This is a genomic window from Modestobacter sp. VKM Ac-2983, assembly GCF_026967885.1.
Lineage (GTDB): Bacteria > Actinomycetota > Actinomycetes > Mycobacteriales > Geodermatophilaceae > Modestobacter.
The window spans coordinates 291754-313119 of record NZ_JAPVBK010000003.1; the positions used below are offsets into that span (position 1 = coordinate 291754).

Below are 21366 nucleotides of genomic sequence, written 5' to 3' on the forward strand. Positions count from 1 at the left end.
TGGTCAACCGGCGCGCGGTCGGCCGATGGCCCGGGGCACGACGGTGAAGCGGCGGTCGACGGGGCCGGCGACGCCGAGCATGCCGCGCAGTCGCCGGTCGAGTGCGCCCCATCCGCGGTCGACGTCCTCGTCGGCGATCCGCACCACCCGGACGTCCAGGGAGCGCAGCGCGTCCTCCCGCCGCTTCTCCGCCCACAGAACCTGCCCGGGCGTGCGACCACCCCAGGGGTCGGTGTACTTCAGCTTCCCGTCGAACTCCAGGGCGATCGCCGCGTCGTCGTACCAGCCGTCGACCACGGCGAGCAGTCGGCCGTCGGACCAGATCTCGACCTGCGGCTGGAACACCGGGAGCCCCGCCCCGACGATCCGCAGCCGGCCACGCGTCTCCAGCGGTGACTCGGCTCGGCCGTCGGCGAGGGCGACGGCCCGGACCGCGCGGGGGGCGCCAGGCCAGTGGCGGGCGAGGGCGAGTGCGTCCCGGAGCTCCGCCGACGTCGTCCGTCCGGCGAGCAGCCCGGCGTCCATCGCGATGACCGCGTCCTCCAGCGGCCACTCCCGCCCGCAGTCGACCAGGGTGCGGGCGGGAGAGGACAGGGGCACCGGTCCGCGGTGCGCCCGGTGCTCCGGCGGCACAGGGGCGCAGGCCATCCGGTAGTCGGTCGTGCGGCGCCACTGGTGCGGATCGGTGAGCCGGACGGTGCCGGGCTCGCGCCGGGGGACCGGCCAGCCCCACACCCGCGCCGCGGACGCGTGGCTCACGACGGCGGTGGGGCGGGCCAGCGACGTCAGCACGGCCAGGCATTCGACGGCGTGCCGGACGCCGTCCCGCTCGGTCACCGCCAGGTCCTCGGCCGTGGTGTAGACCCCCTGGCGCAGTCGTACCCACCGCCCCGAGGAGCGGAGGGCGCGGATCTCGTCGGGGCCGTAACCGGCGGAGCGCGCCTCCGCGACGGAGAAGACGCCCATCCGACCGCTCGCCGCATGCCTCAGTGCCGGGTGCACCGAGGCAGTCTCGGCGATCACCGACGTTGGAGGGTCGGTGCAGCCGGGTACCTGTGGACGACGGCCCGCCGGCCCGCTCGCCGTCCTCACCTCTCGGGGGCGGGCCGCACTTCCTGCGGTGAGGACGGCGCCCTGGCGATGAGGGGCGCGTCGCGAGCAGGCCCCGGGAACACAGTCGCCGCCCCTGCCGTTAGGCTGGGCAGGAAAGTTGAGCGGACCAGGCGCAAGGCTCGAATCGCGTCGGCCCTCAGCTCCCAGACCAGCACCACCCCGTCAGCAACGCTAGGAGAGGCCTTCCATGGCACGAGCAGTCGGAATCGACCTCGGCACCACGAACTCCGTCGTCGCGGTCCTCGAGGGCGGCGAGCCCACCGTCATCGCCAACTCCGAGGGTGCGCGCACCACCCCCTCGGTCGTCGCGTTCGCCAAGAACGGCGAGGTCCTGGTCGGCCAGTCGGCCAAGAACCAGGCGGTCACCAACGTCGACCGCACGATCCGCAGCGTCAAGCGCGAGGTCGGCACCACCTGGAAGACCGGCGACATCGACGGCAAGCAGTACACCCCGCAGGAGATCAGCGCCCGGGTGCTGCAGAAGCTCAAGCGCGACGCCGAGACCTACCTGGGCGAGCCCGTGACCGAGGCCGTCATCACCGTCCCCGCCTACTTCGAGGACGCCCAGCGCCAGGCCACCAAGGAGGCCGGTGAGATCGCCGGCCTGAACGTGCTGCGCATCGTCAACGAGCCCACCGCCGCGGCCCTGGCCTACGGCCTGGACAAGGGCGAGACCGAGCAGACCATCCTGGTCTTCGACCTCGGTGGCGGCACCTTCGACGTCAGCCTGCTGGAGATCGGCGACGGCGTCATCGAGGTCAAGTCCACCGCCGGTGACAACAAGCTCGGTGGCGACGACTGGGACGAGCGGGTCGTCAAGCACCTCGTGCAGACCTTCAACGCCCAGTCCGGCATCGACCTGGCCAAGGACAAGCTGGCCATGCAGCGCCTGCGCGAGGCCGCCGAGAAGGCGAAGATCGAGCTGTCCGGCGCGCAGTCGACGAACGTGAACCTGCCCTACATCACCGCCGGTGCCGACGGCCCGATGCACCTGGACGTCACGATCACCCGCGCCGAGTTCCAGCGGCTGACCCAGGACCTGCTCGACCGCGCCAAGGCGCCGTTCAACCAGGCGATCCGCGACGCCGGCGTCAAGGTCGGGGACATCGACCACGTCGTCCTCGTCGGTGGCTCGACCCGGATGCCCGCCGTCAGTGAGCTGGTCCGCGAGCTGACCGGCGGCAAGGAGCCCAACAAGGGCGTCAACCCCGACGAGGTCGTCGCCGTGGGTGCCGCACTGCAGGCCGGTGTGCTCCGCGGTGAGGTCAAGGACGTCCTGCTCCTCGACGTCACCCCGCTCTCCCTGGGCATCGAGACCAAGGGCGGGATCATGACCAAGCTCATCGAGCGCAACACCACGATCCCGACCAAGCGCTCGGAGATCTTCACGACGGCCGACGACAACCAGCCGAGCGTGCAGATCCAGGTCTTCCAGGGCGAGCGCGAGATGGCGTCCTACAACAAGAAGCTCGGCATGTTCGAGCTGACCGGTCTGCCGCCGGCGCCCCGCGGCGTCCCGCAGATCGAGGTCGCCTTCGACATCGACGCCAACGGCATCGTGCACGTCCACGCGAAGGACCTCGGCACGGGCAAGGAGCAGTCGATGACCATCACCGGCGGCTCGGCCCTGCCCAAGGACGACATCGCCCGGATGATGGCCGACGCCGAGGCGCACGCCGAAGAGGACAAGAAGCGCCGCGACGAGGCCGAGACCCGCAACCTCGCCGAGTCGCTGCAGTACCAGACCGAGAAGTTCCTGGCCGAGAACGGCGACAAGATCCCGGCCGAGAAGAAGGAGGAGCTCGGCGAGGCGCTGACCGAGCTCCGCTCGTCCCTCGGCGGGTCGGACATCGCCGCGATCAAGACGGCGCAGGAGAAGGTCGCCCGGATCTCCCAGGAGGTCGGCGGAGCCCTCTACGCCCAGGCGCAGGCCGACGGGGCCACCGACGGTGCAGCGGGTGACGCCGGCTTCGACGCCGGGGCCGACTCCACCGGTGCGACCTCGACCGGGGCCACCGGGGACGACGACGTCGTCGACGCCGAGATCGTGGACGACGAGTCCGACAAGCGCTGACCTCACCGTCACAGCGCAGGTGCACCGGCCCGGGTGACCGGGCCGGTGGACCTGGCGAGAGACGATGAGCCAGCAGGACGAGCAGGCGCCGCAGGTCGTCATCCGTGACGGGCGGCGCATCGACCCGACCAGCGGCACGGTCCGTGTGCCGGCCGGCGACGAGCCGGCCGGTGCCACGCCGGAGCAGGGAGAACACATGAGCGAGCACGACAACGACACGAGCGCCTCCGGCAACGGAGCGGGCCCGGTCGTCGAACCGCCGGTGACCGGCGGGATCGAGAGCGGGGCCGACGACACCGCACGCCAGCTGGCCGAGCGGACCGAGGACCTGCAGCGGGTCACCGCCGAGTACGCCAACTACCGGCGCCGGGTCGAGCGTGACCGGGTCCTCGTCGTCGACCAGGCGGCCGAGCGCTTCGCCGGCCAGCTGTTCCCGATCGTCGACGACATCGAGCGCGCCCGGGACCACGGAGACCTCACCGGCGCCTTCAAGGTCGTCGCCGACCGGGTGCTGGGGCTGCTCGACGGCCTCGGGGTCACCTCCTTCGGCAAGCCGGGCGACCCGTTCGACCCGGCCCTGCACGAGGCGGTCCTGCACGACACCTCCCCGGAGGTGAGCGAGCCGACCGCCACCACGGTGCTGCGCCCGGGCTTCCAGCGCGGTGACCGGGTGCTGCGCACCGCGATGGTCGGCGTGAGCGAGCCGGAGACCCCGGCTGCGCCTGCTGCGGCTGCGGGACCGGAGGTCGTGGACGCCGAGGTGGTCGACACCGCCGCGGACGCCGATCAGCCGGGCTCCGGCCCGGCCGCCGGCTGAGCCCGAACCCCCGGCCAGGCCGGCCTCCGTCCCCCGGAGGCCGGCCCGGCCCGTCCCCCGCCCAGCAGAGAGGAGGCGCCCGATGAGCAGCACCCGGGACTTCATCGAGAAGGACTACTACGCGGCCCTGGGCGTCGCCAAGGACGCCGACGCCGCCGCCATCAAGAAGGCCTATCGCCAGCTGGCCCGTGAGCTGCACCCGGACAAGAACCCGGGCAACGCGCAGGCCGAGACCCGCTTCAAGGAGGTCTCGGAGGCCTACGACGTCCTGTCCGACCCGAAGCGGCGGGCGGAGTACGACGACGCCCGCCGGCTGTTCGGTGCCGGCGGCTTCCGGCCGGGCGCCGGCGCGCCCGGCGGCTTCTCCGGTGGCTTCCCCGGCGGGGGCGGTGCCGGCGGCGGCCAGCCGTTCGACCTCGGCGACCTCTTCGGCGGCGCGTCCGGCGCGCCGGGCGCCGGGGGGCGCGCCGGGGGGCTGGGCGACATCTTCGGCGGGCTCTTCACCGGGGGCGGGGCGAACCCGGGTGGCGCCGCGCGTGGCCGCAGCCAGGCTGCCTCCGGCCCGGCCCGGGGTCAGGACGTGGAGACGGAGGCCACCCTCGCCTTCGACGAGGCCGTGCTCGGCGTGACCGTGCCGCTGCGGATGCAGAGCCCGGGCACCTGCCCGACCTGCGCCGGCAGCGGCGCTCGCCCGGGCACCAGCCCGCACACCTGCCCGGTCTGCAACGGCGCGGGCGTGACCAGCCGCAGCCAGGGCGCGTTCGCCTTCTCCGAGCCGTGCAAGGAGTGTCGCGGCACCGGGTCGGTGGTCGAGGACCCGTGCCCGGAGTGCAAGGGCGGCGGGGTCACCACCCAGACCCGCACCATCACCGTGCGCATCCCGGCCGGGGTCAAAGACGGGCAGCGCATCCGACTGCCCGGCAAGGGAGCCCCCGGGCGTCGCGGTGGCCCGGCCGGCGACCTGTTCGTCGTCGTCCACGTCAGCGGCTCGGAGCTGTTCGGGCGCAGCGGCAACGACCTCACCCTGTCCGTGCCCGTGTCCTTCGCCGAGGCGGCGCTGGGCACCACGCTCACCGTGCCCACCCTGGACGGCTCGGTGTCGCTGAAGGTCCCGGCCGGCACGTCCAGCGGCCGCACCTTCCGGGTCCGCGGCCGCGGCGTGCCGAGCAAGTCCGTGACCGGTGACCTGCTGGTCACCGTGGAGGTCGCCGTCCCCAGCCGGTTGACCCCGGGTGCCCGGGAGGCGATCGAGAAGCTCGCGGCCGAACTGCCCGACGACCCCCGACCGGAGGTCACGGCCGCGCTCCGGAACGGAGCGACGCGATGACGCTCCCCGACCCCGGGCGCGCCTTCGCCGAGGACGCCCCGGTCTTCGTCATCTCCGTCGCCGCCGAGCTGGCCGGCATGCACGCCCAGACACTGCGCCAGTACGACCGGCTCGGCCTGGTCAGCCCCGGCCGCACGGCCGGCGGGGGCCGCCGGTACAGCCCCCGGGACGTCGCGCTGCTGCGCGAGGTGCAGCGGCTGAGCCAGGAGGACGGCGTCAACCTGGCCGGGATCAAGCGGATCATCGAGCTGGAGTCCCGGGTCGAGGCGCTCCAGGCCCGGGTCACCGAGCTGCTCGACGAGCTGGAGCTCTCCGAGGCCCATCGGATCGCGGCGGAAGCCGCGGTCTCGGCCGCCTACCGCCGCGACCTGGTGCCCCGCACGGCCAGCTCCGCGCTGGTGGTGTGGCGGCCGGCGGGCCGGCAGTGACCGGCACCGGGAACGCCGGGTCCGCGCCGGACGTGGTTACCGGTGTGACCGTCGACAGCGCAGCCCGCGCCACCCCGGAGGGATCCGACGTGGAGCGCATCGCCCAGGACCCGCACGCCGCCTACGTCGCGCTGGAACGTGAGGTGGCCCTCCTGCTGCGCCGGTCGCGCGCGATCTCCGGCCGGCTGGGCGGCCAGCTGCACCAGGACCTGGACGGCGCCGCGTACGGCCTGCTCGTGCTGCTGGACGACGCCGGCCCGCTGCGGGCCAGTGACGTGGTGGCGCGGCTGGGGTTGGACAAGAGCACGGTCAGCCGCCAGGTGGCCTCGCTCGTCGACCTCGGCCTGGTCGACCGGGTCGCGGACCCCGACGACGGCCGCGCCCAGGTGCTGTCGACGTCCGAGGAGGGGCACCGGCGACTCAGCCGCCTCCGTGACGCCCGGCGGGCGCGCTGGGAGGCGGACCTCGCCGACTGGGAGACCTCCGACGTCGCCACCCTGGCCCAGCTGCTGGGTCGGCTGAACCGGCTCGGCGAGGCCCACGAGGCCGAGGTCACCGGCCAGACCGACTGACCGCCGAACGGCCCGCCCCCGCAGGGGGCGGGCCGTTCTTCAGTGCTGGGGGCCCAGGGTGGTGACCGGGAGGCCCCGGATCGAGGCGTCGATGACCTCGATGGTGTGTGCCAGGCCGATCCGGGTGCCCTGCCGCTCCAGCGAGGACGAGACCTGCATCAGGCACCCGGGGTTCGCGGTCACCAGCAGCTCGGCCCCGGTGCCGGCGATGTTGCGCGCCTTCCGGTCGCCGAGCTCGCGGGCGGGCTCGGGGTTGAGCACGTTCCAGATGCCGGCCGAGCCGCAGCAGACCTCGGCCTCGGCGATCTCCCGCAGCTGCAGGCCGGGGATCTCCCGCAGCAGGCTGCGCGGCTGGCTGCGGATGCCCTGGGCGTGCCCGAGGTGGCAGGCGTCGTGGTAGGCCACGGTGACCTCCAGCGGGTGCCGCGGGGCGACGCTGCCGAGCTCGGCGAGGAACTCCGAGACGTCCCGGACCTTGCCGGAGAAGGCCTTCGCCCGCTCGGCGTAGTCCGGGTCGTCGGCGAGGACGTCGGCGTACTCCTTCATGCTCGAGCCGCAGCCGGCCGCGTTGACCACGACCGCGTCGACGCCGGCGGTCTCGAAGGCGTCGATCGTGGCCCGGGCGAAGGACTCCGCCTCCTCCTGTCGGCCGTTGTGCACCGACAGCGCCCCGCAGCAGCCCTGCCGGCGCGGGATGATCACGTCACAGCCCTCGGCGGCGAGCACCCGGGCGGTCGCGGCGTTCACGCCGGGGAAGAACTCGCCCTGCACGCAGCCGGTGAGCATGCCGACCACGGCCCGCCGGGCGCCGGTGGCGGGCACCCGCTCGGGCAGCTTCTCCCGCTTCTCCAGCACCGGGGCCAGGCCCTCCATCGCCGCCAGCTTCGGCGCGAGCCGGTCCAGCAGCCCGCTCTTGCGCACGACGCGCGGCAGCCCGCTCGCCTGGTAGGCCCGCAGCGGCCCGCGCAGCGCCCGCAGCCGCTTCTTGTACGGGAACAGCGCGAAGATCGCCGCGCGCATCGCCCGGTCGCCCGGGCTGCGGGTGTGGTGCCGCTCCACCTGGACGCGGGTGGCCTCGATGAGCTTGTCGTACTGGACGCCGGAGGGGCAGGCGGTCACGCAGGCCATGCAGCCCAGGCAGGCGTCGAAGTGCTGCACCATCGTGTCGCTGAGCGGTGCCCCCTGCAGCCCGGCCTTCATCAGGTCGATCCGGCCACGCGGGGAGTCCATCTCCTCGCCCCACAGCGTGTACGTGGGGCAGGTGGGCAGGCAGAACCCGCAGTGCACGCAGTCGCTGATCAGCTCCGCGGACGGCGGGTGGTCCTCGTCGAAGGCCGACCGCACCGTCGGGGTGCCCACGGGCACCGGGCCGGCGCTGAGGGCGTCGGCCTTGCGCGGGTCGTTCTGCGGCTCGTCGGAACGGGCGCGGGTGGACTCGACCATCAGATGCCTCCGACGAACCGGCCGGGCGCCAGACGGCGCTCGGGGTCGAACTGTTCCTTCACACGGCGCATCAGGTCGATCGCCGGCACCGGGCCCCACGTGTCGACCGCGGACTTGACCGCCGGGGGGCCGTCGACGACGACCAGCGCGCCACCGTGCTCGGTGCAGACCGCCCGGGTGCGGGCGACCACCTCGGCCACCGCCTCCACCGCGGCGTCGTCCCCGATCGCGGCGTAGAGCACGCCGGCCCCCCCGGAGCCGCGGACCGTCAGGGCGACCCCGGCGTCCTCCGCGGCCCGGCGGACGGCGGTGAGGACCGGCGCCAGGCCGGACAGCGCGCAGGTGAGCTTCAGGCCGGTCGACCCGGGCTCGTCGGTCCACGGCAGCACGCCCCAGCCGGGCGGTGCGGCCTCGGCGGCGTCCGTGCCGGCGCCCAGCAGTCGGCGGGTGGTGGTCGTCCGGGCCTCGACGCCGGCGGGGGTGCCCTCCAGCAGGACCCCGACCGTGCCGGCGCCATCGACGCGCCACTCCACCTCCACGGCGGCCGGCACGACCTGCGCGTGCACCACCGACTGGACCAGCCGCGCGGCGTCCTCCGGGGTGCCGAACGGCACGGAGACGAAGCGCCGGGCGGCGGGCACCGGGTGCAGCCGGAAGACGGCCTGGGTGACGACGACGAGGGTGCCGAACGAGCCGATGACCAGCTTGCCCAGGTCATAGCCGGCCACGTTCTTCACGACCCGGCCACCGGCCTTGGCGACCACGCCGTCGGCGCGCACCACGGTGACGCCGATCAGCAGGTCGCGGGCCGTGCCGACGGCGACCCGGCCGGGGCCGCTGGCGTTGGTCGCGAGCATGCCGCCGATGGTGCCGCCGGCCACCGGCTCGTCCAGTGCGAGCCGCTGGCCGGCCGAGCCGACGGTCTGCTGGACGTCGGAGAGCAGCGCGCCGGCCTCGGTGTCGACGATCAGGTCACCGGCGGCGTGGTCGAGCACCCGGGACATCCGGCTCAGGTCCAGCACCACGTCGGCGGACTCCGGCGGCCGGCCCCAGCTGAGCTTGGTGCCCCGGCCGCGGGGGACGACGGTGAGCCCGGCGGCTGCGGCGGCGCGCAGCACGGCGGCGGTCTCCTCCGTGGACCCGGGCCGGGCGACGAGGCCGGCGGACACCCCGTCGACGGCGTCGGCCGGGGTGGCGTCGGTGACGTCGGAGCAGGCGTCGGAGAGGCGGGTGCGGGCGGTGTCGAGGTCGATCGTGGTCATCAGAACGCGTCCGCCAGCCCGGCCTCGACCAGCGGGTGCGCCTTCTTCCGCTTGCCGGGCACCTCGCCGCACAGCCGCGGGGTGGGGAAGATCTTGCCGGGGTTGGAGATGTTGCCCGGGTCGAAGGCGCACCGGACGAGCTGCATGGTGTCCAGGTCGTCGTCGGTGAACATCTTCGGCATGTAGGCGGCCTTGTCGACGCCCACCCCGTGCTCGCCGGTGATCGCCCCGCCGTGGGTGATGCAGAGGTCCAGGATCGCGCCGCTGACCTTCTCCGCGGCCTCGCTCGCGCCGTCCTTCTCCCCGTCGAAGAGCACCAGCGGGTGCAGGTTGCCGTCGCCGGCGTGGAAGACGTTGGCCACCCGGACCCCGGAGGACGACGACAGCTCGGCGATCGCCCGGAGCACCTCCGGGAGCGCGGTCCGCGGGATCACGCCGTCCTGGACGATGTAGTCGGGGCTGATCCGGCCCACCGCGGCGAAGGCGGACTTGCGGCCCCGCCAGATCAGCGCGCGCTCGGTGGCGTCGGTGGCCAGCCGCAGCTCGAAGGAACCGTTCTCCTGGCAGAACCGCTCGACGAGCGCGTACTCGTGCTCGACCTCGGCCGAGGCACCGTCGAGCTCGATGACGAGCACCGCGCCGGCGCCGGCGGGGTAGTTGCAGTGCACCGCGGCCTCGGCGGCCTCGATGGCCAGGGCGTCCATCATCTCGATCGCGGCGGGCACGATCCCCGCGCTGATGATCGCCGAGGTGGCGGCGCCGGCGTCGTCGGTGGTGTGGAACCCGACGAGCAGGGTGCGGACCTCCTCGGGCAGCCGTACCAGCCGGACGGTGGCCGTGGTGGCGATGCCGAGGGTGCCCTCGGAGCCGACGACGGTGCCGAGCAGGTCGTAGCCGGGGGAGTCCGGCGCCAGCCCGCCGAGCTGGACGACGTCGCCCTGCGGGGTGATCAGTTCGGTGCCGAGCACGTGGTTGCTGGTGAACCCGTACTTCAGGCAGTGCGCGCCGCCGGAGTTCTCGGCCAGGTTGCCGCCGATGGAGCAGATCTGCTGGCTGCTGGGGTCGGGGGCGTAGTAGTAGCCCTCGGGGGTGGCCGCCCGGGTGACGTCGAGGTTGATGACGCCGGGCTCCACGATCGCGCGCTGGTCGGCGCGGCGGATCTCGCGGATCGTGCGCATCCGGGAGGTGACCAGCAGGACGCCGTCCGCCCGGGGGAGCGCACCGCCGGAGAGCCCGGTGCCGGAGCCGCGGGCGACGAACGGGACGCCGTGCTCGGAGCAGGCCCGCACCACCGCGGCCAGCTGCTCGGTCGTCTCCGGGAGCACCACGAGCGCGGGGGTGACCCGGTAGTGGGCCAGGCCGTCGCACTCGTAGGTGCGCAGCTGGGTGGGGTCGGCGATCACGCCCGTCTCGGGCATGAGGGCCCGGGCCACCCGGCCCACGGCCGCGATGCCCGCGGCGTGGTCGCCGGCCTCTCCGGTGGCGGAGGTCGCCTCGGGTGGGGTGTCGCCGAGGACCGGGCCGGCCGTCGTCTCGGTGCCGTGCATGCCGCTCATGAGGTTCCGCCTTCGTCGCCGGACCTGCAGGTTCCTTCGGGGTGGTGCTGCCCCCGCTGACCACCAAAATGGCCATTGTGGTGGTCAGCGGGGGAGTGGATCAGGGCATGCGCTCGTAGGCCGGGACGGTGAGGAAGTCGTTGTACTCGTCGCTCAGGGCCATCTCGGTGAAGAGCGCACGGGCATCGTCCCACCGGCCGGAGGCGTACGCATCTCCCTTGGCCTCGGCGATGGCGGCCATCTCCTCCTCGATCACCCGCTGCACCAGTTCCCTGGTGACCTGCTGGCCGTCGCTGAGCCGGACGCCGTTGTGCAGCCACTGCCAGACCTGGCTGCGGCTGATCTCGGCGGTGGCGGCGTCCTCCATCAGGCCGTTGATGCCGGCGGCACCGGAGCCCCGCAGCCAGGACTCCACGTACTGGATGCCGACGCTGACGTTGGCCCGCAGCCCGGCCTCGGTGGCCTCACCGGGGGTGGACTTGACGTCGAGCAGGTCGGCCGCCGTGACCTGCACGTCCTCGCGCAGCTTGTCCAGCTGGTTGGGCCGGTCGCCGAGCACCTTGTCGAAGGCGTCCATCGCGGTCTGCACCATGCCCGGGTGGGCCACCCAGGAGCCGTCGAAGCCGTCGTTGGCCTCTCGGGTCTTGTCCTCGGTGATCTTGTTGTAGGCGAACTCGTTCTTCGCCGCGTCCTTGCTCGGGATGAACGCGGACATGCCGCCCATCGCGTGCGCGCCGCGCTTGTGGCAGGTGCGCACCAGCAGCTCGGTGTAGGCGCGCATGAACGGCACGGTCATGCCGACGGAGTTGCGGTCCGGGAGGGTGAAGTCGTCACCGCGGGTGCGGAAGGTCTTGATGACGCTGAACATGTAGTCCCAGCGGCCGGCGTTGAGGCCGGAGGAGTGCTCGCGCAGCTCGTAGAGGATCTCCTCCATCTCGAAGGCCGCGGGGTAGGTCTCGATCAGGCAGGTGGCCCGGATGGTGCCGCGCGGGATGCCCAGCTGGTCCTGCGCCAGGTTGAACGCGTCGTTCCACAGCCGCGCCTCGAGGTGGCTCTCCATCTTCGGCAGGTAGAAGTACGGCCCCTGGCCGCGGTCGATCTGCTTCTGGCCGCAGGCGGAGAGGTAGAGGGCGAAGTCGACCAGGCTGCCCGAGGTCTGCTCGCCGTCGACGGTGATGTGCTTCTCCGGCAGGTGCCAGCCACGCGGGCGGACGATGATCGTCGGCAGCTCGTCGTCCGGCTTGAGCTCGTACTTCTTCCCCTGCGGGCTGGTGAAGTCGATGGTGCGGTCGATCGAGTCCATCAGGTTGAGCGGGCCGTTGACGACGTTCTCCCAGAGCGGGGAGTTGGCGTCCTCCTGGTCGGCCAGCCAGCACTTGGCGCCGGAGTTGAGCGCGTTGATCGTCATCTTCCGGTCGGTCGGCCCGGTCATCTCCACCCGGCGGTCGACCAGGCCGGGGGCCGGCTCGGCCACCCGCCAGGAGTCGTCCTCGCGGATGGCGGCCGTCTCGGGCAGGAAGTCCAGCGTGCCGCCGTCGGCGAGCGCCTGGACCCGCTCCGTGCGCGCCCGCAGCCGCTCCAGCCGGCGGCCGTTGAGCTCGCGGTGCAGGAGCGCGATGAGCCCCAGGGCCTGAGGCGTCAGGACCTCGTCGAACCGCGGGCCCATCGGGCCGGTGATCTCCACGCCGTCGACCGTGCTCATTGCTCTCCCCTGGGTTCGGTGCCGTCCGGCGACCGTGCCGAGGCTTTCCCCGGGCCGGCGGGACAGGCCGTACATGTCGTGTCACCTTCCGAGAAGCGGAAGGTTCCATCTGTGATGCGGAAAACGTATCCTCGGTCACCAGCGGGGTCAAGACGATCTCGGGTGCTCCGGCGCCCGGCGGCCGTCCGGCTCCGGGCGCTCGGGGGGCGAGGACGGTGGTGGACCTCGGGCGCACGGGACGACGGAGGAGTGGCATGGCCGAGACGAGCGGCACGATCGGCAGTTCGGACGGGGGCGTGCAGTCCCTGGAGCGTGCGTTCCTCCTCCTGGAGCTGATGGCCGAGGACGGCGGCGAGGTGGCGCTGTCCCGGCTCGCGGTGGACAGTGGCCTGCCCCTGTCCACCATCCACCGCCTGGTCCGCACCCTGGTCGCCCGCGGGTACGTGCGCCAGCTCCCCTCCCGGCGCTACGTGCTCGGCCCCCGGCTGATCCACCTGGGCGAGAGCTCCTCGCGGACCCTGGGCACCTGGGCCCGGCCGCACCTGAACGACCTGGTCGACTCCACCGGGGAGACGGCGAACCTGGCGATGCTCGACGGCGACCGGGTGGTCTACGTCGCCCAGGTGCCCTCCAAGCACTCGATGCGGATGTTCACCGAGGTCGGCCGCCGGGTGCACCTGCACTGCACGGGGGTGGGCAAGGCGCTGCTCTCCCAGCTGCCCCCCGGGACCGCCCGCGACCTCCTGGAGCGGGGCGGCATGCCGCGCCGCACCGCCAAGACCATCACCGACCCCGACGAGCTGCTCGCGCTGCTGCCGCAGATCGCCGAGCAGGGCTACGTGCTGGACGACGGTGAGCAGGAGATCGGGGTGCGGTGCATCGCCGTCCCGGTGCCCGGCGGCCCGGCGCAGACCGCGATCTCGGTCTCCGGCCCGGAGGGGCGGGTGCCGATGGAGAGCGTGCCGCAGATCGTGGCGCTGCTGCAGCAGGCCGCGGCCGGGCTCGCCGCCGAGCTCCGCGACGACAGTGCCCGCGCGCTCAGCGGCCGGTCCAGCTGACCTGTCCACGGTCGACGAAGGCCCGCACGCCGGCTCGGAAATCCGCACTGCCGAACACCTCCCGCACCAGGTCGTCGCCGTCCGGCAGGCCGGCCCGGCGCAGCCGGGCCACCGCCTGACCGGCGGCCTTCATGCTCAGCGGCGCATGCCCGAGCAGCGTCTCGACGAGCGCGGCCAGCGCCGGGTCGAGCTCCCCGTCCGGCACCACCTCACCGACGAAGCCGGCGGCGGCCGCGTCGGCGGCCGAGAGCAGCTTCGCGCGCAGCAGCATGTCCAGCGTGCGGCCCGGGCCCAGGTGGTGCACCAGCAGCGAGTAGGTGTTCATCGACAGGCAGTTGCCCAGCGTGCGGGCGATCGGGACGCCGAACCGGGACGACGCCGTCGCCACCCTCAGGTCGCAGGCGGCGGCCAGGGCGAGCCCGCCGCCGACACAGGACCCCTCGACCGCGGCGACGGTCGGCACGGTGACGTCCTCCAGCCGGTTGACCACCCGCTCGATCCGCGCCTCGTAGGCGATCCCGTCGTCCCCGCTGGTGGACTCCCCCTCACCGAACGTCAGGAACTGGGCGATGTCGGTGCCGGCGACGAAGGCCCGACCGCCGGCGCCGCGCAGCACCAGCACCCGCACCGACTCCTCCGCGTCGGCCCGGGCGCAGGCCTCCTCGAGCCCCTCGTACATCGCGAAGGTCATCGCGTTGCGGGCCTCGGGGCGGTTGAACAGCACGGTGAGCACCGCGCCGTCCTGGGTGACGTCGAGCTCGCTCATGCGTCGTCCTCTCGGCTGGATGGGATGACGGCGTCGACGACCTCGGCCGGGACGCCGTACCGGGTGAGCACCGCGCGGGTGTCGGCGCCCAGCGGGGGGCCGGCGACGCCGCGGACGGCGGGGGTGCGGGAGAACCGCATCGGCGAGCCGATCTGCCGCACCGGCCCGAGGGTCGGGTGCGGGGCGTCCCAGAAGAAGCCCCGCGCGTTCAGGTGCTCGTCGGTGAACACCTCGCCGTAGTCGTTGATCGGGGCGCAGGGCACCCCGGCGGCCCCCAGCGCAGCGAGCAGGTCGGCGGTGGTGCGGGTCCGGGTGCGGCTCTCCATGACGTCCAGCAGCTCGCCGCGGCGGGCGTGCCGGCGGCTGGCGTCGGCGTAGCCGGGGTCGGCGAGCTCGTCGGCCATGTCCAGCGTGGCGCACAGCCCGGCCCAGGTGTTGGGGGTGTTCGCGCCGATGGTCACCCAGCCGTCAGCGGTCTGGAACGCCTGGTAGGGCGCCTGACTCTGGTGCGCCGAGCCCAGCGGCCCGCCCACCTCGCCGGTGGCGAACCACCTGCCGGCCTCCCACACCGCGAGGCTGACCCCGGCCTCGAACAGTGAGACGTCGATCGACTGGCCGACGCCGGTGCGGTCCCGCTCGCGCAGCGCCGCGGTGACCGCCAGCGCCAGGTAGAGGCCGCAGACCAGGTCGCAGACCGGGACGCCGACCTTGACCGGCTCGCCGCCCGGGGTGCCGGTGATGCTCATGATCCCGCTGCGCGCCTGGGCCATGATGTCCAGCCCGGGCAGCGGCGCCAGCGGCCCGTCCTGCCCCCAGCCGGACCCGGAGGCGTGGACGACCCGCGGGTTGACCGCCCAGATCGCGGCCGCATCGAGCCCCAGTCGGGCCATGGCGCCGGGGCGCAGGTTCTCGATGACCACGTCGGCGGCGGCGACCAGGTCGAGGAACGCCTGCTTGCCGGCGGCGGACTTCAGGTCCAGCGCGACGGACTCCTTGTTCCGGTTGAGCCGCAGGTAGGGCGAGCTCTCGCCGTCCACGAACGGCCCGCTGGCCCGGACCGGGTCACCGGACCGGGGGTCCTCCACCTTGACCACCCGGGCGCCCAGGTCGGCCAGCTGCATCGCGGCGTAGGGCGCCGCCATGAAGACGCCGACCTCCAGCACGGTGATGCCGGTCAGCGGTGGCTGGTCGGGCGGTGCGGGTGTGCTCACGTCTGCCTCCGGGGGTGGGTGTCGTCTCGGCGTGGTCCGGACGTGACCGCGCCCCGGTGGCTGGGTGCCGACCGGGGCGCGGGTGGTGCGGGTGCTGCTCAGCGCCGGCAGGTCACAGCCAGCCGGGCACGATCAGGACCAGCCAGGTGATCGGCGGGATGAGCGCGACCATGGAGAAGCCCCAGACGGTCAGGTTCTTGAACGTCCGCTCCCGCTCGGCCTCGGTGGCGTTGGCGACGACCAGTGCCCCGCTGGTGGAGAACGGGCTGGAGTCGACGATCGAGGAGGACATCGCCAGTGCGGTGATCAGGCCGATGGCCCCGATCGCGTTGTCGCCCTGGAGGAAGGGCACGGCCAGCGGGATCAGCGCACCGAGGATGCCGGTGGTGGAGGCGAAGGCCGAGACGACGGCGCCGATGTAGCAGATCAGCAGCGCGGCGATCAACGGGAGGCCCATTGCGGCGACGTTGTCCCCGAGCCAGCCGGGCACGTCCTGGTCCTGCATCAGCCCGACGAAGGTGACGATGCCGCAGATCAGCAGCACTGTCGGCCAGGCGATCTGGCCGACGGCGCCCTTGGCGCCGCGGGGGGCGATGACCGACAGGATGACGCCGACGGTGATCGCCATCAGGCCGATGTCCAGGTCCAGGGGGAGCAGCGACCCGACGACCAGGATGACCAGCCCGATCAGCGTCAGCGTGCGGTCCCGGTCGAGCGTGGTGACCGGGTCGGGCGCGTTGTCGACGGCCAGCGCGGTGGTCTGCAGCGCCTTCTGGTCGGCGCGGTCCTCGACATGGGAGTGCTGGTGGCCCGGCTCGCCGTGCCGCGCCTCGGTGACCCGGCCGCCGGAGACCGCCGCACCACCGGTGCCGGTGCTGCCGACGGCCACGCCGCGGGCAGTGCCGCCGGGGATGTCCTCGCCCGTGTCCTCGGTGGCGTCCCCGGCGACGGAGGCCGCCACGAAGTCGTCGTCGCGGTTGTCGGTCAGGTCGACCCGCCCGCCGCCGAGCAGCTTGCGGCCGCCGAACAGGAAGAAGACGGCGATGGAGAGCAGGATGTTGATGACGATCGAGGCGCCCCAGAGGAAGAGCGGGCTGCCCTCCAGGCCGTTCTCCTCGACCACGGTGTTGGTGATGACACCGAAGATCGACAGCGGCGAGAACCCGCCGGCGGTGGCGCCGTTGATGATGAACAGGCCCATCAGCACCGGGTTGATCTGGTAGCGCCGCGCGAAGGACATGCCGACCGGGGCGATGATCGCCACCACCGCCGGCACGACGCCGCCGATGGCGGTGAGCACGCCGGTGACGGTGAACATCGCCCACGGGATGGCGGCCAGCCGGCCGCCGGAGGCAGTGACCGCGGCGTGCACCAGCCAGTCGACGGTGCCGTTGTTCTTCGCGATCGCGAAGAGGTACGTGACCCCGACCAGCACCACGAACAACGACCCGGGGAAGAAGCCGAAGACTGCGTCGTCGTAGGTCAGGTCGCCCTCGGTGCCGTAGATGAAGTAGCCGGCGATGAACGCCGCCACCAGCGCGAGTGCGCCCATGTGCACGGGCATCACCGTGGCGATCAGGAACACCACCAGCAAGATCGAGATCAAGACGAGCTGTACGGACACCGGCGTCCCCAGAGTTGGTCGAGGCGGGTGTGCCACCCGCCGGTCAAGCGCTTCCGCGATACGGAACCGCCATTTCGCTAGCGGGGATTAGATGGTCTGGGGACGCAAGTGTCAAGGGTCACAGGACGTCCGAGATGTCTCTACATCAATCCGCCAGCCGGTAGTAGCCTCCCGCATGGTGGACTTCCGGCGACGAGCCGGCGGTCCGGACGAGAAACTCATGGAGGCACGGGCATGTCAGTGACGACGACGACCGGCGGGCGCCACTTCCTGCAGATCCCGGGGCCGACCAACGTGCCCGACCGGGTGCTGCGGGCGATGGCCGCCCCGACCATCGACCACCGCGGCCCGGAGTTCGCCGCCCTGGGCCTGGAGGTCCTCGAGGCCGTCAAGCCCGTCTTCGGCACCACCCAGCCGGTCGTCATCTACCCCGCGTCGGGCACCGGCGCCTGGGAGGCGGCGCTCACCAACACGCTCTCGCCCGGGGACAAGGTGCTGGCCTTCGAGACCGGCCACTTCGCCACCCTCTGGCAGGAGATGGCCACCAAGCTGGGCCTCGAGGTCGAGTTCGTGGCCGGCGACTGGCGGCACGGCGCCGACCCGGCCGCGGCCCAGGAGCGGCTCGCCGCCGACACCGGGCACGAGATCAAGGCCGTCATGGTGGTCCACAACGAGACCTCCACGGGCGTGACCAGCCGGGTCGCCGAGGTGCGACAGGCCATCGACGCCGCCGAGCACCCCGCCCTGCTGCTGGTCGACACCATCTCCTCGCTGGGCAGCATCGACTACCGGCACGACGAGTGGGGCGTCGACGTCACCGTCGCCGGGTCGCAGAAGGGGCTCATGCTCCCGCCGGGGCTGAGCTTCAACGCGGTCAGCGAGAAGGCGCTGCAGGCGTCGAAGACCGCAGGCCTGCCCCGGTCGTTCTGGGACTGGCAGCCGATCCTGGCCGCCAACGAGCGCGGCTTCTTCCCGTACACGCCGGCGACGAACCTGCTGTACGCGCTGAAGGTCGCACTGGAGATGCTGGACGACGAGGGCCTGGCCAACGTCTACGCCCGGCACACCCGGCACGCCGAGGCCACCCGGGCGGCCGTGCGCGGCTGGGGCCTGGAGGTGCTGGCCCTCGACGAGCGCGAGTACTCCGGCTCGCTGACCGCGATCTACATGCCGGACGGCGGCGCCGACGCCGTCCGGGCGACGATCCTGCGGGAGTACGACATGTCGCTGGGCGCCGGGCTGGGCAAGCTCGCCGACAAGGTGTTCCGGATCGGGCACCTGGGCCACTTCAACGACCTGACCCTGGTGGGCACGCTGGGTGGCGTGCAGATGGGCCTGGTCCGCAGCGGCGTGGACATCGACCCGAACGGCATCCAGGCCGCCCTCGAGCGCCTGCAGCAGGCATGACAGCGGCCCCGGAGCGCCCCCGCGTGGGGGTGGCGGACCTGGAGCAGGAGCTGACCCGGGCGCTGGACGGCGAGGTCGCGTTCGACGACTACACCCGGCACATCTTCAGCCAGGACGCCTCGATGTACACGATGACGCCGGTCGGGGTCGCCTACCCGGCGCACACCGCCGACGTGGTCGCCGCCGTCCGGCTGGCCCGCGAGGCCGGCATCCCGGTGCTCGCCCGCGGCGCGGGCACCAGCCTGGCCGGGCAGACCGTCGGCCCGGGGCTGGTGCTCGACCTCTCCCGGCACATGCACCGGATCACCGAGCTGGACCCGGAGGCGCGCACCGCCCGGGTCGAGCCGGGTGTCGTGCAGGACGACCTCAACCGGGCCGCCGCCGACGCCGGCCTGATGTTCGGGCCGGACACCTCGACGTCCAACCGCGCCACCATCGGCGGGATGATCGGCAACAACTCCGCCGGCAGTGGTTCGGTCCGCTTCGGCATGACGATCGACCACGTCCAGGAGGTCGACGTCGTGCTGGCCGACGGGTCGACGGCCACCTTCGGGGTCGTCGACGAGGCCGAGCGCGCCCGCCGCGCCCAGGGCGACACGCTGGAGGCGGAGATCTACCGCCGGCTGCCCGAGCTGGTCGCCGCGAACGCGGAGGCGATCGCCACCGGGTTCCCGTCGTTCTGGCGGCGGGCCGGTGGCTATCGGCTGGACCGGCTGGCCGAGGGGCAGCCCTTCGACCTGGCCAAGTTCCTGGTCGGCTCCGAGGGCACCCTGGCGATCATCACCGCCGCCCGGGTCGGGTTGGTGCCCAAGCCGTCGAAGCAGGTCTTCGCGGTGGGTCACTTCGAGACCGTGCAGGCGGCGATCAACGCCACCGAGGACGCGCTCTCGGTCGACCCGGCACAGGTGGAGCTGCTGGACCGCACGATCCTGGACCTCTCCCGGCAGAAGATCGAGTACGCCGGGCTGGGCAAGATCCTGCAGGGCGACCCGGAGGCGCTGCTGTTCGTCTCCTTCACCGGGGACGACGAGGCGCAGCTGGTCGAGTCGATGGACTCCCTCATCGAGCTGTGGGAGCGCAACGGCCACGGCTACCACACCCTGCGGGCGGTCACCCCGGCCCAGCAGGGCGCTCTGCTCAAGGTCCGCAAGTCCGCCCTGGGCCTGCTGATGGCCAACTCGGTCGGCGCCCGCAGGCCGCTCGCGTTCGTCGAGGACACCGCCGTCGACCCCAAGCACCTGGCCGCGTACACCGCCCGCTTCCGCGACGTGCTGGACCGGCACGGGCTCGAGGCGGGGTTCTACGGCCACTGCTCGGTCGGCTGTCTGCACATCCGCCCGTTCGTCGACCTCTCCCAGCCGGGGCAGGTCGAGGTGATGCGCTCGGTCGCCGTCGAGGTCAAGGACCTGGTGCGCGAGTACGGCGGGGTGAACTCCAGCGAGCACGGCGACGGGCTGGCCCGCAGCGAGTTCAACCGCGAGCTCTTCGGCGACGACCTCTACGAGGCGATGCGCCAGGTCAAGGGGATCTTCGACCCGCAGGGCACGCTGAACCCCGGCAAGATCGTCGACTCCCCGGCGATGACCGAGCACCTGCGGGACGAGAACCCGCCGCAGCCCGGTCCGCTGCGCACCCGCCTGCAGTTCGACGTCGTCGGTGGGATGTTCGGCGCCGCCGACCGCTGCATGAACATCGGCCTGTGCCGCAAGTCCACGACCGGGGCGATGTGCCCGTCCTACATCGCCACCCGGATGGAGGAGCACTCCACCCGTGGCCGCGCCGGTGCGCTGGTCAAGGCGCTCAGCGAGGGCGATCCGCACACCGCGCTGGCGGACGAGCGGCTGCACGAGGTGCTCGACCTGTGCCTGATGTGCAAGGCCTGCAAGAGCGAGTGCCCGCTCGGCGTCGACGTCTCGGCGATGAAGAGCGAGGCGCTGGCGGCCAAGCACGACGTGCACGGCACCCCGCTGCGGTCGCGGGCCTTCGGGGCGATCCGGACGCTCAACCGGCTGGGCTCGGCCACCGCGCCGCTGTCGAACCTGCCCGGCCGGATCAAGCCGCTGCGGGCACTCATGGACGCACGGCTGGGCATCGCCCGGCAGCGGGACCTGCCGGTCTTCCACCGGACCACCCTGATGCGCTGGTTCAAGCGGCACGAGGCGCCGGCGGCGCTGACCCAGCAGCCCGTCACGATGCTGGCCGACTCGTTCACCAGCTACACCGAGCCGGGCATCGGCCAGGCCGTGGTGCGGCTGCTGGAGGCGGCCGGGCACCCGGTGCGGCTGGAGAGCAAGGGCTGCTGCGGCCGCGCGAGCATCTCCAAGGGCCTGCTGGACGACGCCCGGGGCAAGGCGCAGAAGCTGGCGGCGAACCTCTGTGAGGGCTCCGAGCCGGGCTCGCCGATCGTGGGCTGCGAGCCCTCCTGCATCCTCACGCTGCGCGCCGAGCACGTGGAGCTGCTGCCCGACGACCCGAACGTCCGGGACGTCGCGGCCCGGGTGAAGCTGCCCGAGGAGCTGCTGGTCGAGGCGATCGACGCCGGTCGCCTGCGGCTGCGCGAGGACAGCTGGCTGGCCGGGCGGACCGTGGTCTTCCACGGCCACTGCCACCAGAAGGCCGAGGCCGGGACGGCGGCCACCGTGGCGCTGCTGTCGCGGATCCCCGGGGTCACCGTGCAGGAGCTGGACGCCGGCTGCTGCGGCATGGCCGGGTCGTTCGGCTTCGAGTCCGAGCACTACGACGTGTCCCTGCAGGTGGGGGAGGACCGGCTGTTCCCCGCCGTCCGGGCCGCCGCGCCCGACGCGGTCATCGCCGCGACCGGTGTCTCCTGCCGCCAGCAGATCTTCCACGGCACCCAGCGCACCGCCTGGCACCCGGCGGAGCTGGTCCTGGAGGCGCTGTCGACCTGACCGCAGGCAGCCGGCTCGGGACGTGCAGAGGCCCGTCTCCCCATCAAGGGAGACGGGCCTCGTGCGGTCCAGGCCCCTGCGAGGTGCGGCAGGGGCT

Annotated in this window: 16 protein-coding genes; 8 read left to right on the forward strand and 8 right to left on the reverse strand. The window is 73.0% G+C overall.

The window, feature by feature from the left end; genetic code table 11:
* Positions 1-3 precede the first annotated feature (3 nt).
* Positions 4-1023 carry a type IV toxin-antitoxin system AbiEi family antitoxin domain-containing protein gene (locus O2W18_RS13285; protein ID WP_269187992.1) on the reverse strand — a complete coding sequence of 340 codons (1020 nt, stop codon included), beginning with the start codon at positions 1021-1023 and terminating at the stop codon, positions 4-6.
* 277 nt (positions 1024-1300) lie between these two features.
* Here O2W18_RS13285 and dnaK point away from each other — a divergent pair, with 277 nt between their 5' ends.
* The 5 genes from dnaK to O2W18_RS13310 all read left to right on the forward strand — a co-directional run bounded on the left by dnaK (position 1301) and on the right by O2W18_RS13310 (position 6331).
* Positions 1301-3187: a molecular chaperone DnaK gene (dnaK, locus tag O2W18_RS13290; protein WP_269187993.1), complete on the forward strand. Its 1887-nt coding sequence runs from the start codon at positions 1301-1303 to the stop codon at positions 3185-3187.
* Between the two features lie 64 nt (positions 3188-3251).
* Positions 3252-4004, forward strand: coding sequence for a nucleotide exchange factor GrpE (gene grpE / locus O2W18_RS13295; RefSeq protein WP_269187994.1), 753 nt, complete (start codon positions 3252-3254; stop codon positions 4002-4004).
* An 82-nt stretch (positions 4005-4086) separates the two neighbouring features.
* Positions 4087-5331, forward strand: coding sequence for a molecular chaperone DnaJ (gene dnaJ / locus O2W18_RS13300; protein ID WP_269187995.1), 1245 nt, complete (start codon positions 4087-4089; stop codon positions 5329-5331).
* Positions 5328-5759: a heat shock protein transcriptional repressor HspR gene (locus tag O2W18_RS13305; protein WP_269170280.1), complete on the forward strand. Its 432-nt coding sequence runs from the start codon at positions 5328-5330 to the stop codon at positions 5757-5759. Before dnaJ ends, O2W18_RS13305 begins: the two co-directional genes overlap by 4 nt.
* A gap of 44 nt (positions 5760-5803) precedes the next feature.
* Positions 5804-6331, forward strand: coding sequence for a MarR family winged helix-turn-helix transcriptional regulator (locus O2W18_RS13310; RefSeq protein ID WP_269187996.1), 528 nt, complete (start codon positions 5804-5806; stop codon positions 6329-6331).
* Between the two features lie 39 nt (positions 6332-6370).
* On the opposite strand, the gene O2W18_RS13315 is transcribed toward O2W18_RS13310, so the two are convergent.
* The 4 genes from O2W18_RS13315 to aceB all read right to left on the reverse strand — a co-directional run bounded on the left by O2W18_RS13315 (position 6371) and on the right by aceB (position 12294).
* On the reverse strand, positions 6371-7774 hold the full coding sequence (locus O2W18_RS13315; protein WP_269187997.1) for a (Fe-S)-binding protein: 1404 nt from the start codon (positions 7772-7774) through the stop codon (positions 6371-6373).
* On the reverse strand, positions 7774-9036 hold the full coding sequence (locus O2W18_RS13320; RefSeq protein ID WP_269187998.1) for an FAD-binding oxidoreductase: 1263 nt from the start codon (positions 9034-9036) through the stop codon (positions 7774-7776). Before O2W18_RS13320 ends, O2W18_RS13315 begins: the two co-directional genes overlap by 1 nt.
* Positions 9036-10592, reverse strand: a complete 1557-nt coding sequence (locus tag O2W18_RS13325) for an FAD-linked oxidase C-terminal domain-containing protein (RefSeq protein WP_269187999.1) — start codon at positions 10590-10592, stop codon at positions 9036-9038. The genes O2W18_RS13320 and O2W18_RS13325 overlap by 1 nt, the downstream gene beginning before the upstream one ends.
* Positions 10593-10692: 100 nt before the next feature.
* Positions 10693-12294 carry a malate synthase A gene (gene aceB / locus O2W18_RS13330; protein ID WP_269188000.1) on the reverse strand — a complete coding sequence of 534 codons (1602 nt, stop codon included), beginning with the start codon at positions 12292-12294 and terminating at the stop codon, positions 10693-10695.
* 254 nt (positions 12295-12548) lie between these two features.
* On the opposite strand from aceB, the gene O2W18_RS13335 reads away from it, so the two are divergent.
* On the forward strand, positions 12549-13352 hold the full coding sequence (locus tag O2W18_RS13335) for an IclR family transcriptional regulator (protein WP_269188001.1): 804 nt from the start codon (positions 12549-12551) through the stop codon (positions 13350-13352).
* On the opposite strand, the gene O2W18_RS13340 is transcribed toward O2W18_RS13335, so the two are convergent.
* From O2W18_RS13340 to O2W18_RS13350, 3 genes are all read right to left on the reverse strand, one after another.
* Positions 13333-14118 (reverse strand): enoyl-CoA hydratase/isomerase family protein, encoded by a 786-nt coding sequence (locus tag O2W18_RS13340; protein ID WP_269188002.1) that lies wholly within the window; start codon positions 14116-14118, stop codon positions 13333-13335. The two genes, O2W18_RS13335 and O2W18_RS13340, sit on opposite strands and share 20 nt — an antisense overlap.
* Positions 14115-15329 carry a CaiB/BaiF CoA transferase family protein gene (locus tag O2W18_RS13345; RefSeq protein ID WP_269188003.1) on the reverse strand — a complete coding sequence of 405 codons (1215 nt, stop codon included), beginning with the start codon at positions 15327-15329 and terminating at the stop codon, positions 14115-14117. The genes O2W18_RS13340 and O2W18_RS13345 overlap by 4 nt, the downstream gene beginning before the upstream one ends.
* A 112-nt stretch (positions 15330-15441) precedes the next feature.
* Positions 15442-16953 (reverse strand): SLC13 family permease, encoded by a 1512-nt coding sequence (locus tag O2W18_RS13350; RefSeq protein WP_269188004.1) that lies wholly within the window; start codon positions 16951-16953, stop codon positions 15442-15444.
* Between the two features lie 234 nt (positions 16954-17187).
* Here O2W18_RS13350 and O2W18_RS13355 point away from each other — a divergent pair, with 234 nt between their 5' ends.
* Both O2W18_RS13355 and O2W18_RS13360 read left to right on the forward strand, forming a co-directional pair.
* On the forward strand, positions 17188-18360 hold the full coding sequence (locus tag O2W18_RS13355) for a pyridoxal-phosphate-dependent aminotransferase family protein (protein ID WP_269188005.1): 1173 nt from the start codon (positions 17188-17190) through the stop codon (positions 18358-18360).
* The gene (locus O2W18_RS13360; RefSeq protein ID WP_269188006.1) at positions 18357-21269 is read left to right on the forward strand and encodes an FAD-binding and (Fe-S)-binding domain-containing protein; all 2913 of its coding nucleotides are present in this window, start codon (positions 18357-18359) and stop codon (positions 21267-21269) included. Before O2W18_RS13355 ends, O2W18_RS13360 begins: the two co-directional genes overlap by 4 nt.
* Positions 21270-21366 lie beyond the last annotated feature (97 nt).